The organism is Mesorhizobium sp. M7A.F.Ca.AU.002.02.1.1 (assembly GCF_003998535.1).
GTDB lineage: Bacteria > Pseudomonadota > Alphaproteobacteria > Rhizobiales > Rhizobiaceae > Mesorhizobium > Mesorhizobium ciceri.
This window is the reverse complement of record NZ_RZPB01000050.1, coordinates 1-16239: the sequence shown is the minus strand read 5'-3', so window position 1 is coordinate 16239 and position 16239 is coordinate 1. Positions and strand designations below refer to the sequence as shown.

Genomic DNA, 16239 nt, shown 5'->3' with positions numbered 1-16239 from the left:
TCCTGAGCTTGAGCGCGAAGGCCATGTTCTGCTCGACCGTCTTGTGCGGATAGAGCGCATAGTTCTGGAACACCATGGCGATGTCGCGCTTGGCCGGCGGCAGATGATTGACGACGCGGTCGCCGATGGCGATCGTGCCGGCGGAGACGGTCTCCAGCCCGGCCACCATCCTGAGCAGCGTGGACTTGCCGCAACCCGAAGGGCCAACCAGCACCACGAACTGTCCGTCTGCGATATCGACGCTGACTTCGTGCAGAACCTTGACCGTTCCAAAGGCCTTGGCCACCTTGCTGATCGCGACTTGCGCCATGTCTCCCCCATCGGCTCCATTAGCCGTAGGCGCAGAAGCTAACCAACGCGACCTGCCAGGGCAAGTCGGTCCCTTATAGATAAAAACCCGCTCTCGTTGACACGGCGTTGGGTTGTGAGAATAGTGGCAGGCGCTGGTCAAAATGTCGGTGCCCGATCCGCAATCGGAACTTCAATCGACGCAGGGTGGGGTCCTGCCTAATTCGTTTCCGAAACGGGAGCATCGTTGGCGCTCCGGCGTCCGACAGTTGGCCGATTTATTCACACTGATGTTCTGGGAGGAATAGGCGATGAGAACGGGTCTTTACGACAAACTGGTTCGAGCCGGCGCCACAAGGCGCGACATATTGAAGGGTGCGGCAAGCATGGCCGCGATCGCAGCCGCATCCGGCGCCGGACTTGGCGCCTTGACGCGCCCGGCCTCCGCGGCAAGCGAATTGCGCACAAAAATCCTGCAGATCCCCGGCGTCGGCAAAGGCCAGCCGACGGACGCCGATTTCCAGAAGGTCGGTGAACTCTGCCTCGAAGCCACCAAGGCCAATGTCAAGGAAGGCGAATTCGCCGGCGTCGAGCTGACCTTCATGGGTCTCAACAACCAGAACCTGCACAATGTGCTGTTCCGCGGCTTCCTGAAGCCATGGGAGACCTATACCGGCGCCAAGATCAACTGGATCGACCTGGCGCAGGCCGACTACAACGCCCGCCTGCAGCAGTCGATCGCGACCGGGACCGTCGACTTCGACATCATCGAAATGGGCGCGCCGTTCGAAGGTGATGTCTGCGGCAAGGGCCTGACGTCGGAAATGCCCGACTGGGTCAAGACCCAGATCGATTTCGACGATCTGGTCAGCTATCTGAAGCCGCCGGTCGGCACCTGGGACGGCAAGCAATACCGCGTGACCGTCGACGGCGACGCGCACAACTTCAACTACCGCACCGACGTGTTCGCCGATGCCGACCTCGCCAAGGCCTGGAAGGACGGCGGCGGCGAAGGTGAATGGGGCGTGCCGAAGACCTGGCAGCAGGTTCAGGCGGTGACCAAGTTCCTGAAGGGCAAGAAGCTCAAGGACCAGGACGTCTATGGCTATCTCGACGCGCCGAAGCCCTGGGGCGGCTTCGGCTTCTATTTCCTTGGCAGCCGCGCCACCGCCTATGCCAAGCACCCCGACGACAAGGCCTGGCTGTTCGACGCCGACACGATGAAGCCGCGCGTCAACAATCCGGCCTGCGTGCGCGCCATCCAGGACGTCATCGACGCGCTGCCCTCCGAACCCGCCGACCAGATCAACGCCGATCCGAACACGACCGCCTTCCAGCAGTTCCTGGCCGGCACCGGCTCGATGGTCACCTGGTGGGGCGACGTCGGCTCCAACGTCAAGACCAACGACTCTTCCGTCGTCGGCGACGTCACCGGCTTCTCGATCCTGCCGGGCTCGGACGATGTCTACAATGCGAAGACCGGCGCCTGGGACAAGCTCGCCAGCGGCCCGAACTATGCGCCCAACTGCGCCTATCTCGGCTGGGGCGTCTATGTCATGGCCCGCGTCGATGCCGACGAAAAGAAGAAGAAGGCGGCATGGTCCGCTGCAGCCCATCTCGGCGGCAAGGACCTGTCGATCTGGACGGCGATGTATCCGTCGGGCTTCCAGCCTTACCGCAACTCGCATTTCGACATTCCCGAATGGGTGGCGGCCGGCTACGACGAGGCCTTCATCACCTCCTACCTCAAATCGGAATCCGACAGCTACAACCATCCGAACGCGGCGATCGAGCCACGCATCCCCGGCATCTTCCAGTACTACAGCGCCGCCGAGGACATCCTGGCCAACACTTTCGCGGGCAAGATGAAGGCGCAGGAAGGCGCCGACGCCATCGCGGCGGCATGGGAGAAGCTGACCGACCAGATCGGGCGCGACAACCAGATCAAGCTCTACAAAGCTTCGCTCGGCATGTAGGCTGGCCTATGAACCGTGGTCCGGCGGCAACGCCGGACCACTTTAGACAGGCTCCGGCTCCTCGAGAGCCTTCAAACGGGCGAGATTTGTGGCTGACCAGACATCGACCGCGAACCCGTGGCCGGCAGATGCCGGCACTTCCGATCTGATCTCTCCAGGCCGTAAACGCCTTGGCTGGGCGCTGATGGCCGTTGCGACGCTTGGCCTGCTGGCGACGATCGTGCTGGAGATCCTCTACAAGGGCAGCCCCGATACGATCGGCTTCGAGACCTGGCGCCCCGTCGTCTATGCCTATGTGCTGTGGGGCGTGGCGATCGGTGTCGGCCAGGTGCTGACGCGCGGCGAAGACGGCCAGCGTGCCCTGTTTCTGCTGCCGGCGCTGCTGTTCACCATCGCCATGGTCATCTTCCCGACGCTGTTCGGTTTCTACATCGCACTCACCGACTGGAACCTCAGTTCCTTCAGCGGCCGCCGGTTCAACGGGCTCGACAATTTCTGGCAGATGCTGGGCGATCCCTACTACCGCAACGCGCTGTTCAACATGGTGCTCTACGTGCTGGCGGTGGCGGTCGAATATGTCATTGCCTTCGGCTTGGCGCTGCTCCTCAACGCCCAGATCCGGGCGCGAAAATTCTTCCGCGTCGTCTTCCTGATGCCGCTGATGCTGTCGCCGGTCGCGGTGTCGTGGATGATCGGAAAATCGCTGATGGAATACAGGTTCGGACCGGCCGCAACGCTGGCGCGCCATCTCGGCTGGGAAAATCCGGCCTTCTTCTCCGATCCGATCATCGCGCGCATATCGATCATGATACTGGATGCCTGGACCTTCATTCCGTTCATGATGATCATGCTGCTGGCCGGGCTGCAGGCGATGTCGCGCGAGGTGCTCGAAGCCGCACGCGTCGACGGCGCCAATGCGTGGCAGACCTTCTGGCAGGTCACCTTCCCGCTGATGCTGCCGGTGTCGGTGACGGCGGTGGTCCTGCGCATCATCTTCAAGCTGAAGCTTGCCGACATCATCATCACCGTGACGTCCGGCGGCCCCGGCGGCGCCACCGATTCCGTGTCGAGCTTCATCTACCGCGAATACCGCGACCGCTCGAATGTCGGCTACGGAACCATGCTGGCGATGGCCTATCTGGTGATCATCGTCGTGTTCGTCACGTGGTTGTTGAAATTTGCCAACCGTTTTGTCCGCAATGTCAATTAAAGCAAGATGGGGGTGAATTGAGCCCGATGAGCGTTCAGACCACCGAATATGTCGCCTCGGAGATCCGCTCGCCGGCGAGCTTCCTCGCCAGCCGCGTCTTCATCTATGGCGCGCTGGCCTTCTGGGCGTTCATCTGCCTGTTCCCGATCTATTGGACGATCACGACCTCGTTCAAAACCGCAGTCGACGTCACGCAAGGCCATCTCATCCCCTTCGTCGACTTCCAGCCGGACTGGAAGGGCTGGCGTTCGCTCGGCCTGTCGCCGGACTCGATCTTCCAGACCTCGACCGTGCGCGAGGAGTTCCTCAAGCGCTTCATGAATTCGGTGATCACCTCGGTCGGCGCGTCGAGCCTCGCCATCATCATCGGCAGCCTCGCCGCCTACGGGCTCACCCGCTATCGCTACCATTTCGCCTGGTTCAAGAACGAGGACATCTCGTTCTTCTTCCTGTCGCAGCTGATCCTGCCGCCGGTGGTGCTGGCGCTGCCCTTCCTGGTGCTCTACCGCGAGGTCGGCCTGCTCGACACGCGCATCGGGCTGATCCTGCTCTACACGCTGATGGTGCTGCCGATCGTCATCTGGATCATGCGCGACCAGTTCAACTCGATCCCGGTCGAGCTCGAGGAAGCCGCCCTTGTCGACGGGCTGTCGATCTGGGGCGCGTTCTTCCGCATCGTCATGCCGATCGCGCTGCCGGGCATGGTCGCCGCCTTCATCCTGGCGATGGTGCTGTGCTGGAACGAGTATTTCTTCGCCGCCCTTTTGACCTCGACCGACGCCAAGACGATCCCGGTCATGGTGGCGAGCCAGACCGGCTCGCAAGGCATCAACTGGTGGTCGATGGCGGCACTAGCGACGGCGGCCATCGCGCCGCTCGCCGTCATTGGCATCGCGTTGGAGCGCTATCTGATCATGGGCATGACCGCGGGCGCGGTGAAGTAGCATGGCGCCCTCTTACCTTCTCCCCCTTGTGGGAGAAGGGAAGCCGCGCGCTAGCGTCCCAATATTGCCCGCAGGTGGTCCATGATCATGGCGACGCCCTTCTGCCCGAGCTCTGCCGAAGCATCCTTGGCGCTCGCCGTGTACCAGCCGGTATTGTCGGCGAAGTGATTGGCATCGACAGCCTCCGGGCATAGCGCCAGCATCAGCGAGGTCTCGCCAATGCCGGCATGGTCGAACGGGTACTTGCCGTTCATGTCAGCCGACATCAGCGGATGCACCTGCACCCAGTTGAAGAAATTTTCACCCGCCGCGTGTCCTGAATAATAGTCCGCCATCGCCTGCGACCCCCACCAGCCCTCGCCGCGCTCCTTTTCGAGGAAGCGGAAGATCGCCTGGCGGCCGGCGGCCTTGAACGCCAGATCGGTCGGCATGCCGGCGACAAAGTTCTCGGTCTGGTGGTGGATAATGGCGTGGATGTTGCGGAAGCCGATGCGCAACAGGCTGTAGAACAGCTCCTCGCCGAACGGCGCCAGCGCATTGCCGCCGACCTGCACCGAGCCGCTGCCTTCCGGCGGCGCCACCGCATAGCTTGCCGCACCGTAGTAGAAGGGCGGCAGGATGACGACGTCCTTCTCCTTTTCGAACAGCTCCAGCGTCTTGATGACGGCCAGCGTGTCCATGCCGACGGCCATATGCTCGCCATGGTATTCCAGCACGCCGAGCGGCAGAGCGACCGGCCAATTCTCGGCGATCGCCCTGCGGATCTGGTGTGGCAGCATCAGTTCATAGCGCATGATCTATTCCATGTTGGTGTGGCGGGCGCGCATGGCTTCGGGCGACACGCCGGTCAATTCCCTAAGCTTCAGCACCATCACCTCAAACAGCAGGAACAGCGCGCCTTCGAACACCGAGCCCATCGGCAGGACCGATGTTTTTTGCGCCCCCTGATCGTTGGCCATGGTCTGCGCGGGAATGAGCAGCGTGAAGTCGGCAAGCCTTGCCGCGCTGCCTTCGGCCTGGGCGGTCAGCAGGAGATTGGTTGCACCTGCTTGGCGCGCGACCTGCATCAGGGTCAGCACGGTCGAGGTTTCTCCCGGCCCGGAACTGACCAGGAAGACATCGCCCTGCCCCAGCGGCGGCGTGTTCATGTCGCCGACCACGGAAACCGGCAGGCCCAAATGGTAGAGCCGCATGGCAAAACCCTTGACCTGCAAGGCCTCGCGGCCGCAGCCATAGACGACGATCTGTCGCGCGCCGGCTAGCGTTTTGCAGGCGGCGTCGATCCGGCTTTCGTCGATGCGTGCCAGCACGCCACCCAGCTCCTCAAGTGAGGTCTCGAACAGGCTTTTGCTCTTGTCGCTCACCGCAAACCCGCCATTGAAAAATCACCCTGGTATTTGCCGCTCTTGCTGCCACGAACAGCTTGATTTCGTTCATGCTAGCAACCGCGAAAATGCGTGTCCAACGCGCAGCTATGCTTTTGCCTGATCACAGGCGTGATAGTGTCATGTCAGACAAATCAGGCGAGGCAAACAGCAGGATATGAAGACACGGCATTTCGACCGCATCGGCAATGGCGGCATCAGTTTCACCGAGCTCGGCTTCGGCGCGGCGCCGCTCGGCAATCTCTACCGTGCCGTCTCCGACGAGGACGCCAACGCTACGCTGGAGGCCGCCTGGGCGACCGGCTGCCGCTACTACGACACCGCGCCGCTCTATGGGCTCGGCCTCTCGGAAACGCGGCTCAACCCGTTCCTGCGCGGCAAGAAGCGCGACGACTATGTGCTGTCGAGCAAGGTCGGCCGCATCATGCGTGCCTGCCCGCCCGAAGAGCGCACCGGCATCGGCAAGTTCTTCGACACGCCATCACGCCGCGAGGTGTACGACTACAGCTATGACGGTGTCATGCGCTCGTTCGAAGCCTCGCTTGAGCGCCTCGGCGTCGACCGGATCGACATCCTCTTCGTGCACGATGTCGACATCTTCACGCATGGCAGCAAGGAAGCCTCCGACCGGCGCATCGAGGAGTTCATGCGCTCGGGCTATTACGGCCTGCTGTCGCTGCGCGACCAGGGCGTGATCAAGGCGTTCGGCGGCGGCATCAATGAGTGGCAGGTCGCGCAGACGCTGGCTGAGCGCGGCGACTTCGATCTGTTCCTGCTGGCCGGGCGCTATACGCTCTTGGAACAGGAGGCGCTGACGTCCTTCCTGCCGCTCTGCCAGGCACGCGGCATCGGCATCGTTCTCGGCGGACCCTACAACTCCGGCATCCTCGCAACAGGGCCGAAGCCCGGAGCCTACTACAACTACTCCGAAGCGCCGAAGGACATACTCGACCGGGTCGCCGGGATCGAGAACGTCTGCAAGCGTCATGGTGTCAGGCTGATCGAGGCCGCCCTGCAATTCCCGCTGCTGCATCCTTCAGTCGTTTCGGTGATCCCCGGTGGCCAACGGCCGAGCGAAGTCGAGAGCAATCGCTCGCTGCTCGATGCGAAACTGCCCGCAGCACTTTGGGCGGATCTCAAGGAGGAAGGTCTTATGCGCACTGATGCGCCGACCGCATAAGCCGGCCGCGTCGCGTCAGCGTCGGGCACCAAAATGAAAAGCCGGGCAAGCCCGGCTTTTCTGGTCGCATGAACCGGCGTAGGGCACCAAAATGAAAAGCCGGGCAAGCCCGGCTTTTCTGAGGTCTCTGAAAAGAAAAAACGCTTAGTTGACTGCGTCCTTGAGGCCTTTGCCGGCCGAGAACTTCGGCACGGTACGCGCCGGGATCTTCACTTCGGCGCCGGTCTGAGGATTGCGGCCGGTCGAGGCGGCACGCTTTGACACGGTGAAATTGCCAAAGCCGACAAGCCGGACATCGCCGCCCTTCTTCAGTTCGCCGGTGATCACGGAAAATACCGCATCGACCGCCGACTGCGCGTCACCCTTCGAAATGCTCGCGGCGTCGGCGACAGCGGACACCAGTTCGTTCTTGTTCATAAAAATTCCCTTCCATGAGAACACCGGAACTATCGACTCATCCGGCAGGAAACGGACTTTAGAAAGAAGCGCTCCCGCAACCAAGTCGAAAAGGCAGGAAAAAAGCGGAAAAAGCCCGGAATTCCGGGGTTTTTCACATGAAAAAGCCGGGCGTCAGGCCCGGCTCTCCGTTTGTGCGCTGCAACCTCGACGAAAACCAACGCATGGCCCCGAAAACCGTAGCCGGTTTGCGGCAAGGGCCATGCGCAAGTCTGGGCGTTAGAGCGTCCTTTGTGCGTCCAGATGGACGCCCGGCGCTCTAATGCGCCAGGGACTTTCCAGCGTCGTCGGCACTGTCTGTCGCAGCCGGCGGATTGACCGGCTCGACCCATTCGATCGGCTCCGGCATACGCACCAGCGCGTGGCGCAACACCTCGCCGACACGTGAGACCGGAATGATCTCCATGCCGTTCTTCACATTGTCCGGAATCTCCGCCAGGTCCTTGGCATTGTCTTCCGGGATCAGCACCTTCTTGATGCCGCCGCGCAGTGCGGCGAGCAGCTTCTCCTTGAGCCCGCCGATCGGCAGGATGCGGCCGCGAAGCGTTATCTCGCCGGTCATCGCCACATCCGCCCGGACCGGAATACCCGTCAGTACCGATACAATGGCTGTCGCCATGGCAGCACCTGCAGACGGGCCGTCCTTCGGCGTGGCGCCTTCCGGCAAGTGCACGTGGATGTCGCGCTTGTCGAACAGCGGCGGCTCGATGCCGAAATCGACGGCGCGCGAGCGGACATAGGAGGCCGCCGCCGAAATCGATTCCTTCATCACGTCGCGCAAATTGCCGGTCACCGTCATGCGGCCCTTGCCGGGCATCATGACGCCTTCGACCGTCAGCAGCTCGCCGCCGACTTCCGTCCAGGCGAGTCCGGTAACGACACCGACCTGATCGTCAGCCTCGACCTGACCGAAGCGGAAGCGTTCAACACCGAGGTAATCGGCGAGGTTCGCCGCCGTGATGTTCACCGTCTTCTTCTTCGTCTTCAGGATCTCGGTCACCGCCTTGCGCCCGAGCTTCATCAGCTCGCGCTCCAGGCTTCTGACGCCCGCTTCACGGGTGTAGGTCTGGACGATGGCGCGGATCGCGTCCTCACCGACGGAAAACTCCTTCGGCTGCAGCGCGTGATCGCGGATCACCTTAGGCATCAGGTGCCGCTTGGCGATCTCGATCTTCTCGTCCTCGGTGTAGCCGGCGATACGGATGATCTCCATGCGGTCCATCAAGGGCGCCGGGATGTTCAGCGTGTTCGCCGTCGTCACGAACATGACGCTCGACAGATCGTATTCGACCTCGAGGTAGTGGTCCATGAACGTCGAGTTCTGTTCCGGATCGAGGACCTCGAGCAACGCCGATGACGGATCGCCACGGAAGTCCTGGCCCATCTTGTCGATCTCGTCGAGCAGGAAGAGCGGGTTGGACTTCTTGGCCTTCTTCATCGACTGGATGACCTTGCCGGGCATCGAGCCGATATAGGTGCGCCGGTGGCCACGGATCTCGGCCTCGTCACGCACGCCGCCCAGCGCCATGCGGATGAACTCGCGTCCAGTCGCCTTGGCGATCGACTTGCCGAGCGAGGTCTTGCCGACACCGGGAGGGCCGACGAGGCACAGGATCGGCCCCTTCAGCTTCTTCTGGCGGCTTTGCACGGCGAGATACTCGACGATGCGCTCCTTGACCTTGTCGAGGCCGAAATGGTCGGTATCGAGCACGTTCTGCGCGAAAGCCAGGTCCTGCTTGACCTTGGAGTTCTTGCCCCACGGGATAGACAGGATCCAGTCGAGATAGTTGCGCACGACCGTCGATTCAGCCGACATCGGCGACATCGTCCGGAGCTTCTTCAACTCGGCTTCCGCCTTTTCGCGGGCCTCCTTGGAGAGCTTGGTCTTCTTGATGCGCGCCTCTATCTCGGCGGCCTCGTCGCGGCCGTCCTCGCCTTCGCCGAGTTCCTTCTGGATCGCCTTCATCTGCTCGTTCAGGTAGTACTCGCGCTGCGTCTTCTCCATCTGGCGCTTGACACGCGAGCGGATGCGCTTCTCCACCTGCAGGACGGAGATTTCGGCTTCCATGAAGCCCATCGCCTTTTCCAGCCGCTCCTTGACCGAAAGCGTGGCCAGCATCTCCTGCTTCTCGGGGATCTTGATGGCGAGATGCGAGGCAACCGTGTCGGCGAGCTTGGAGTAGTCGTCGATCTGGCTGGCAGCACCCACCACTTCGGGCGAGATCTTCTTGTTCAGCTTGACGTAATTCTCGAAATCGGTGACGACCGAACGCGCCAGCGCCTCAACCTCGACCTCTTCCTCTTCCGGCTCGACCAGCGCCGCGGCGCGGGCCTCGTGGAAATCGGGACGGTCGGTGAACGAGACGATTTTCGCACGCGAGGCGCCCTCGACCAGAACCTTGACGGTGCCGTCGGGCAGCTTGAGCAATTGCAGCACATTGGCGAGCGTGCCGATGTCGAAAATGGCATCGGGCTCGGGATCGTCATCAGCGGCATTCATCTGGGTGGCAAGCAGGATCTGCTTTTCCTGACCCATCACCTCTTCCAGCGCCTTGATCGACTTCTCACGCCCGACGAAGAGCGGAACGATCATGTGCGGGAACACCACGATGTCGCGCAGTGGGAGAACTGCGAAGACGCCGTCGCTGGGTGCCTTGGATACTTTGGCCATTGTCCAACCTTTCATGTCGCGGCCGCTAATTGAGCCAACCGCGAATCTTATATTAACGACCGGGGATCGTTCCGCCTACCACCGTTTGTGACGGGAGTTTTACAGCACAGAAATCGGGCACCTCGGCCTTCTCCAGTTAGTTGGATGCACGACCCCCAAAGATCAAGGGGCGTGTCCAAATCCGCACTCCCAACCCGTCCGCGAGTGACACATTTGCGACGCCAGCCCGTACGCCGCGCAAAACCGCTGTGCGACAGCAAAACGGCGCCTTGCGGCGCCGTTTCAGAATTTCGCTGCGGGCTCATGTCAGGCGCTGACATTGCCCTTCTTTTCCTTCTGCTCGGAGTAGATGTAGAGCGGCCGGGCACTGCCGGTCACCACCTCCTCCGAAATCACCACTTCGCGCACGCCTTCGAGTGCGGGAAGCTCGAACATCGTGTCGAGCAGGATCGCCTCCATGATCGAACGCAGGCCGCGCGCGCCGGTCTTGCGCTCAATAGCGCGCTTGGCGATCGCCGAAAGAGCGTTCTCATGGAAGGTCAGGTCGACATTTTCCATCTCGAACAGCCGCTGATACTGCTTGACCAGCGCGTTCTTCGGCTCGGTCAGGATCTGGATCAGCGCCGGTTCGTCGAGATCTTCCAGCGTCGCCAGGACCGGCAGACGGCCGACAAACTCAGGGATAAGACCGAACTTCAACAGGTCCTCGGGCTCGACCAGGCGGAAAACATCGCCAGTGCGGCGATCCTCCGGCGAAGCGACGACCGCGCCGAAGCCGATCGACGTCTTGCGGCCGCGATCCGAGATGATCTTGTCCAGCCCGGCGAAGGCGCCGCCGCAGATGAACAGGATGTTGGCTGTATCGACCTGCAGGAATTCCTGCTGCGGGTGCTTCCTGCCGCCCTGTGGCGGCACGGAGGCGACGGTGCCTTCCATGATCTTCAAGAGCGCCTGCTGCACACCCTCGCCCGACACGTCGCGGGTGATCGAGGGATTGTCCGACTTGCGCGAAATCTTGTCGATTTCGTCGATGTAGACGATGCCGCGCTGGGCGCGCTCGACATTGTAGTCGGCCGACTGCAACAGCTTCAGGATGATGTTTTCGACGTCCTCGCCGACATAGCCGGCTTCGGTCAGCGTCGTCGCGTCAGCCATGGTGAACGGCACGTCGATGATGCGGGCCAGCGTCTGCGCGAGCAGCGTCTTGCCGCAACCGGTCGGGCCGATCAAAAGGATGTTGGACTTCGCCAGTTCGACATCGTTGTTCTTGCCGGCATGCGCGAGGCGCTTGTAGTGATTGTGGACCGCCACCGACAGCACGCGCTTGGCGTAGGGCTGACCGATGACATAGTCGTCGAGAACCTTGAGGATCTCCTGCGGTGTCGGCACGCCTTCGCGCGACTTCACCATCGAGGTCTTGTTCTCTTCACGGATGATGTCCATGCAGAGCTCGACGCACTCGTCGCAGATGAAGACCGTCGGACCGGCGATCAGCTTGCGCACTTCGTGCTGGCTTTTGCCGCAAAACGAGCAGTAAAGCGTGTTCTTGGAATCGCCGCTGTTGTTGCCGACCTTGCTCATTTTCATGTCCTTTCATGGCCGCCCGCCGATGGTCTGGCTGAAAGGGCGCATACTCTATCTATCGCGGGAATCCGCCGCCGCCAGTGTGTCCCGGCTCCCGCAACGCATTCCGTACGAAACACAAATCAGAAAACGTGGCAATGATTCGCGACAACCCCGCATAAAGCTAAGCCGCCGAAACTCAACATAGCCTTAACGTAGGCAATCCTGTCCCCCGAGGGAACAGCCAATTGTGGCCGAAATGCCGCAAGACGCGCCAAAAGCGCGTGATGGTGCCATCCAACTGCCAACTTGCCTTTATGCCAGCGCCCCTTCGGCCGCCTCGCGCGACGAAATGACCTTGTCGATGAGGCCGAAATCCTTGGCTTCGTCGGCGGTCATGAAATGATCGCGGTCGAGCGTTTTCTCGATCTCTTCATAGCTCTTGCCGGTGTGCTTGACGTAGACCTCGTTGAGGCGACGCTTCAGCTTGATGATATCCAGGGCATGGCGCTCGATGTCGGACGCCTGGCCCTGAAAGCCGCCGGAAGGCTGGTGAACCATGATGCGGGCGTTCGGCGTGGCAAAGCGCATGTCCTTGTGACCGGCAGTCAGGAGCAGCGAACCCATCGAAGCCGCCTGGCCGATGCAGAGCGTCGACACGGCCGGCTTGATGAACTGCATGGTGTCGTAGATCGCCATGCCCGAGGTGACGACGCCGCCCGGCGAATTGATGTAGAGGTTGATTTCCTTCTTCGGATTCTCAGCTTCGAGGAACAAAAGCTGCGCGCAGACCAGCGTCGCCATGCCGTCCTCGACCGGACCGGTGATGAAAATGATGCGCTCCTTGAGGAGGCGCGAGAAAATGTCGTAGGCCCGCTCGCCGCGATTGGTCTGTTCGACCACCATCGGAACGAGGTTCATGTAGGTTTCGACGGGGTTCTTCATCAGGTATCTCTTATCTCGCGGTGGGATTCCGGCGCCGGGAATGCCGGCAGATCGGGCAGAATCGGTTCTGGATCGGTATTCCGTAAATAGGATGCCGGCTCGTCCTTGTGCAAGGCCGACCCCTCCTAGCCATCTGGGTAAGTCGAATCAAGCTTTCTGACCAAGGATTCGCGGCGGCGGATGCTTCCGCGGGTCCGGAGCCGCATCGCCGGCCCCGCAACGTAGCAGTTTCTTAACCGCGTCACTTAACGAAATGCGCCGAAACCGCTTTTTTCCGAGACGGCTTCCTCTACAATTCAACGTTGAACTTATGCATAGAGTTCAACAGGGGGAGTGCCATGCCCGGGAAAACCGCATGCTTCACCATTGCCGGCCTGACCGTGCTCGGCACGATTTCGCAGACGGCGGCCGGCGGCCGCGCCGTCGAATGCTATGAACCCGTCCGCAGTCCGGCCGTCTATGACACGGTCTATGAAGACGTGATGATCAGTCCGCCCGGTCAGCAGGTCGACTATATCGCCCCTATCTTTGGCACGCGCGAGCGCGTCGTGATGACCGTTCCGGCGCAAGTGACCTACCAGATCGTACCGGCCGTCACCCGCACCGTCTACCGTACGGTCCGGGTCGATGGCGGCGGCTATTCCTGGGAATGGCGCGTCATCCATGGCCGCAAGGTGCTGTGCAAGGTATGGCACAAGGCGCGCTACGAACGCGTCGCAGAGACCATCGTGATCCAGCCCGAACGCACGCGGCGCGTCGTCATTCCCGCACAATATGACAGCATCGCCGAGGAGGTGCTGGTGCGGCCGGAACAAAGGCGCGTCATCGATGTCCCCGCCTCCTACCAGACCGTCGCGCGTCGTGTGTTGGTCCGGGAAGGCTCATCCAGTTGGCGGCGGGTGCATATTCCCAGGCATTGCCAGGATTAGCGCGCATGGCGTAACCTGCGTCGCAGCGGATCTCCGTTGGGCTGAGGGCATGCGCGACCTGGAAATTTCCAATCAGGAATTGTCAGACCTTGCCGAAGAAGCCTTGGCGCTTGCCAAAGCTTATTGGGCCTCCCTCGAGGAACGTCGGACGTATCCCACGACCAGCGGCAAACAGACGACGGAACTCTTCTCGCGGCCTTGGCAGGAGAGCGGTCGTGGTCGGGAAGTCTTGCAGGATTTCAAGTCGATAGCGGAGCATGTGCGGCCTTCAACCGGCAGGTTCTTCGGTTATGTCGTCGGCTCCGGCGAACCGATCGGCGCGCTGGGGGAATTGCTGGCTGCGGTGCTCAATCAGAATGTGACGTCGTGGCGCTCGGCACCGGCTGCGACATCGATCGAACGCGCCGTCGTCGAATGGTTGGCGGAGGCTGTCGGTTGCCCCGGATTTACAGGCAGCCTGTGCGGCGGCGGCTCGACGGCGAACCTCATGGCCCTGGCGATGGCGCGGGAAGCGAAGCTGCCAGCCAACGAAACAGGCGTGCGACCGTGCGTGATCTATGCTTCCGAGCAAGTGCACATGTCCATTCCCAAGGCCGTCGCGCTGTTGGGGATCGGTAGAAAAAATCTCCGTTTGATCCCTGTCGACGACAAATTCAGGATGCGGACGGATGCCCTCCAGGCGGCTATTGCCGCCGACCGCGCCATCGGCAACATGCCCATCGCCATCGTGGCCACGGTCGGCACCATCATCTCCGGTGCGATCGATCCCCTTCCCGAAATCGCAGACATTGCCCGTAGGGAAGCGTTGTGGATGCATGTCGATGGGGCCTATGGGGGACTGGCGGCGCTGGCCGTCCCGGAAAAGTTCCAGGGACTGTCTTTGGCGGATTCGCTGTCGCTCGATGCGCACAAATGGCTCTATCAGCCACTCGATTGCGGCTGCCTGCTCAATCGCCACCCAGACATTGCGCGCACGACTTTCTCGCACAGCGACGACTACGTCAGGATATTGAGCGAAGACCCAACGGAAGCATTTGCATTCTTTGAAGAGTCGATCGAACTGTCTCGGCGCTTCCGTGCGCTGAAGCTCTGGATGTCGCTGCAGTATCACGGGCGCCGTGCCTATCGCGAAGCCATCGCGCGCGATCTCTACCATGCCCAGATGCTGGCACAGGCAATCGCTTCACAGCCGGAGCTTGAGCAGCTTGCGCCGGTATCGCTAAGCGCGGTCTGTTTCCGTCACCGCTCTAAGGACAATGAAGCGATCCTGCGCCGTGTGATCGCGCGCGGCCGCGTGTATCTGTCGAATGCAACGATCAACGGTCAATTCGCGCTGCGGGCGTGTTTCGTCAATCACAGGACGACCTTGGATGACGTTCGGGCGATTGTGTCCGAAGTCATTGCCGCCGCAGACGAACTCAATCATTGAACCGCTGCGGATTTGGCCTCGTGTTTCAGGCGACCTCCGCCCGCAGCCATGCCTTCAGACCGGCGATATCCCCATCGCCGACAGCAGCGGCAACGCGCCTGCCGACCGCCGCGCCGAACTTGTAGCCGTGGCCGGAGCATGCCGAGACAACAAGGCATTTGCCCTTTCCATGCGCCATGAATTTTTCGTCTGATGTGAAAGTGTAGGCGCAGGTGACGACCTCGGTCACGCGATACTCCGCGATGCGGGCGATCGGCGGCGAAAACAGGTTGCGGATCGCCTCGCCCTCGCCCGCCACCGGCTGACGGTTCCAGTCGGCGTCGCTGGTCGGCACCCTGTGCAGCCCGGAACCGAATTTCATGCCGGCGCCGCCGGAGGGCGGGATCACATAGCCGTCGATCGCGCCGCCGACATCGAGCACGACCGGTGCCGCCTGCCAGGCCGCCTTGAGGTCGGCCGGCGGTTCGACATAGGCAAGTGCGGTTCGATAGGTCTTCAATTCTCCGTCCAGTTCCGGAAACAGTTTTAGCACCCAGGCGCCTGCGGCGACGACGATGCGGTCGGCCTGCATCGTCTCGCCGCTTTCGAGCACGATGTGGCCGGCTTCGGCGTCGACCTCGACGACCTTGCTGTTTTCGTAGACATTGGCGCCGTTGGCGCGCAGCCACTTTGCCAGGCCGGACGCGATCTTGCGGCAATGCAGGGCGCCGCCTTCGGTCGAGAAATAGGCGTAGCGAAACGACCCGGCTTCCAGAAACGGCCAGCGTTTCACGGCTGCATCGGGCTCCAGCAGTTCGAACGGAAAATTGCCTTCTTCCAGGCCCTCGCGATATTCCTCGGCCTCGTCGCCGGGCTCGCGCGAAATGCAGACAAATCCTCTGGGATCGAGATGGTTTTCGCCGAGGTCGGCCCACATCTCGTCCCAGGCCTGGTAGGCTTCGGTGATCAGCCGGCCGTAGCCGGTCCCCGCGCGGTAAGCGCGGCGGATGATGCGGTGGTGGTCGCCCGAGGCGGCCAACGGGTTTGGGATCGGCCCCTGCTCGACGATCGAAACGCTGTGACCCGCCTTGACCAGCGACCACGCGGTCGAGAGGCCGGCAATACCCGCACCGACAACGATCACCTTCATCAAATCAGACTTTCCGCAGCCGGTCGGCTGGCTCAACGTATTGGATTGCGGGCGCCAACATACGGTCTGGAACCAGGCTGGCAAGCCGCGCTATTGGTCTGGCATGAGCAAATTGACGCCACCTGCCCCTGTCT

14 protein-coding genes are annotated in these 16239 nt (G+C 61.7%); 6 read left to right on the top strand and 8 right to left on the bottom strand.

From position 1 onward, the window contains the following. Window positions 1-310: ATP-binding cassette domain-containing protein (locus EN879_RS05620; protein WP_127273977.1), on the bottom strand; the 310-nt coding region annotated here is incomplete at its 3' end. A 289-nt stretch (window positions 311-599) separates the two neighbouring features. Here EN879_RS05620 and EN879_RS05615 point away from each other — a divergent pair. The 3 genes from EN879_RS05615 (at window position 600) to EN879_RS05605 (ending at window position 4418) form a co-directional block, all read left to right on the top strand. Continuing rightward, a complete protein-coding gene (locus EN879_RS05615; protein WP_127273976.1) occupies window positions 600-2264 on the top strand; it encodes a sugar ABC transporter substrate-binding protein in 1665 nt (554 codons plus the stop codon). An 88-nt stretch (window positions 2265-2352) separates the two neighbouring features. Next, window positions 2353-3474: a sugar ABC transporter permease gene (locus tag EN879_RS05610; RefSeq protein WP_024504588.1), complete on the top strand. Its 1122-nt coding sequence runs from the start codon at window positions 2353-2355 to the stop codon at window positions 3472-3474. 26 nt (window positions 3475-3500) lie between these two features. After that, entirely contained in the window at window positions 3501-4418 is a 918-nt protein-coding gene (locus EN879_RS05605) for a carbohydrate ABC transporter permease (protein WP_013532185.1), read from the top strand. A 50-nt stretch (window positions 4419-4468) separates the two neighbouring features. Here the strand turns inward: EN879_RS05605 and EN879_RS05600 are convergent, their stop codons facing one another. Both EN879_RS05600 and EN879_RS05595 read right to left on the bottom strand, forming a co-directional pair. Continuing rightward, the gene (locus EN879_RS05600; RefSeq protein WP_063167792.1) at window positions 4469-5212 is read right to left on the bottom strand and encodes a creatininase family protein; all 744 of its coding nucleotides are present in this window, start codon (window positions 5210-5212) and stop codon (window positions 4469-4471) included. Between the two features lie 3 nt (window positions 5213-5215). Then, window positions 5216-5782 (bottom strand): SIS domain-containing protein, encoded by a 567-nt coding sequence (locus EN879_RS05595; protein WP_027162393.1) that lies wholly within the window; start codon window positions 5780-5782, stop codon window positions 5216-5218. A 178-nt stretch (window positions 5783-5960) separates the two neighbouring features. Between EN879_RS05595 and EN879_RS05590 the strand changes: the two genes are divergently transcribed. Beyond that, window positions 5961-6983, top strand: coding sequence for an aldo/keto reductase (locus EN879_RS05590; RefSeq protein ID WP_063167791.1), 1023 nt, complete (start codon window positions 5961-5963; stop codon window positions 6981-6983). A gap of 144 nt (window positions 6984-7127) precedes the next feature. Here EN879_RS05590 and EN879_RS05585 read toward each other — a convergent pair whose 3' ends face one another. From EN879_RS05585 to clpP, 4 genes are all read right to left on the bottom strand, one after another. Next, window positions 7128-7400, bottom strand: coding sequence for an HU family DNA-binding protein (locus tag EN879_RS05585; RefSeq protein ID WP_006201846.1), 273 nt, complete (start codon window positions 7398-7400; stop codon window positions 7128-7130). Window positions 7401-7698: 298 nt separating this feature from the next. Continuing rightward, window positions 7699-10110, bottom strand: coding sequence for an endopeptidase La (lon, locus tag EN879_RS05580; RefSeq protein WP_013532189.1), 2412 nt, complete (start codon window positions 10108-10110; stop codon window positions 7699-7701). 306 nt (window positions 10111-10416) lie between these two features. Next, window positions 10417-11691, bottom strand: a complete 1275-nt coding sequence (gene clpX / locus EN879_RS05575; protein WP_013532190.1) for an ATP-dependent Clp protease ATP-binding subunit ClpX — start codon at window positions 11689-11691, stop codon at window positions 10417-10419. Between the two features lie 297 nt (window positions 11692-11988). Continuing rightward, on the bottom strand, window positions 11989-12618 hold the full coding sequence (gene clpP / locus EN879_RS05570) for an ATP-dependent Clp endopeptidase proteolytic subunit ClpP (RefSeq protein ID WP_013532191.1): 630 nt from the start codon (window positions 12616-12618) through the stop codon (window positions 11989-11991). A gap of 338 nt (window positions 12619-12956) precedes the next feature. Here clpP and EN879_RS05565 point away from each other — a divergent pair, with 338 nt between their 5' ends. Then, the gene (locus EN879_RS05565) at window positions 12957-13547 is read left to right on the top strand and encodes a hypothetical protein (protein WP_063167790.1); all 591 of its coding nucleotides are present in this window, start codon (window positions 12957-12959) and stop codon (window positions 13545-13547) included. A gap of 49 nt (window positions 13548-13596) precedes the next feature. Next, complete coding sequence (locus EN879_RS05560; RefSeq protein ID WP_063167789.1) at window positions 13597-14976, top strand: pyridoxal-dependent decarboxylase; 1380 nt, start codon at window positions 13597-13599, stop codon at window positions 14974-14976. A 25-nt stretch (window positions 14977-15001) separates the two neighbouring features. Here EN879_RS05560 and EN879_RS05555 read toward each other — a convergent pair whose 3' ends face one another. After that, on the bottom strand, window positions 15002-16105 hold the full coding sequence (locus EN879_RS05555; protein ID WP_063167788.1) for an FAD-dependent oxidoreductase: 1104 nt from the start codon (window positions 16103-16105) through the stop codon (window positions 15002-15004). Window positions 16106-16239: the final 134 nt, after the last annotated feature.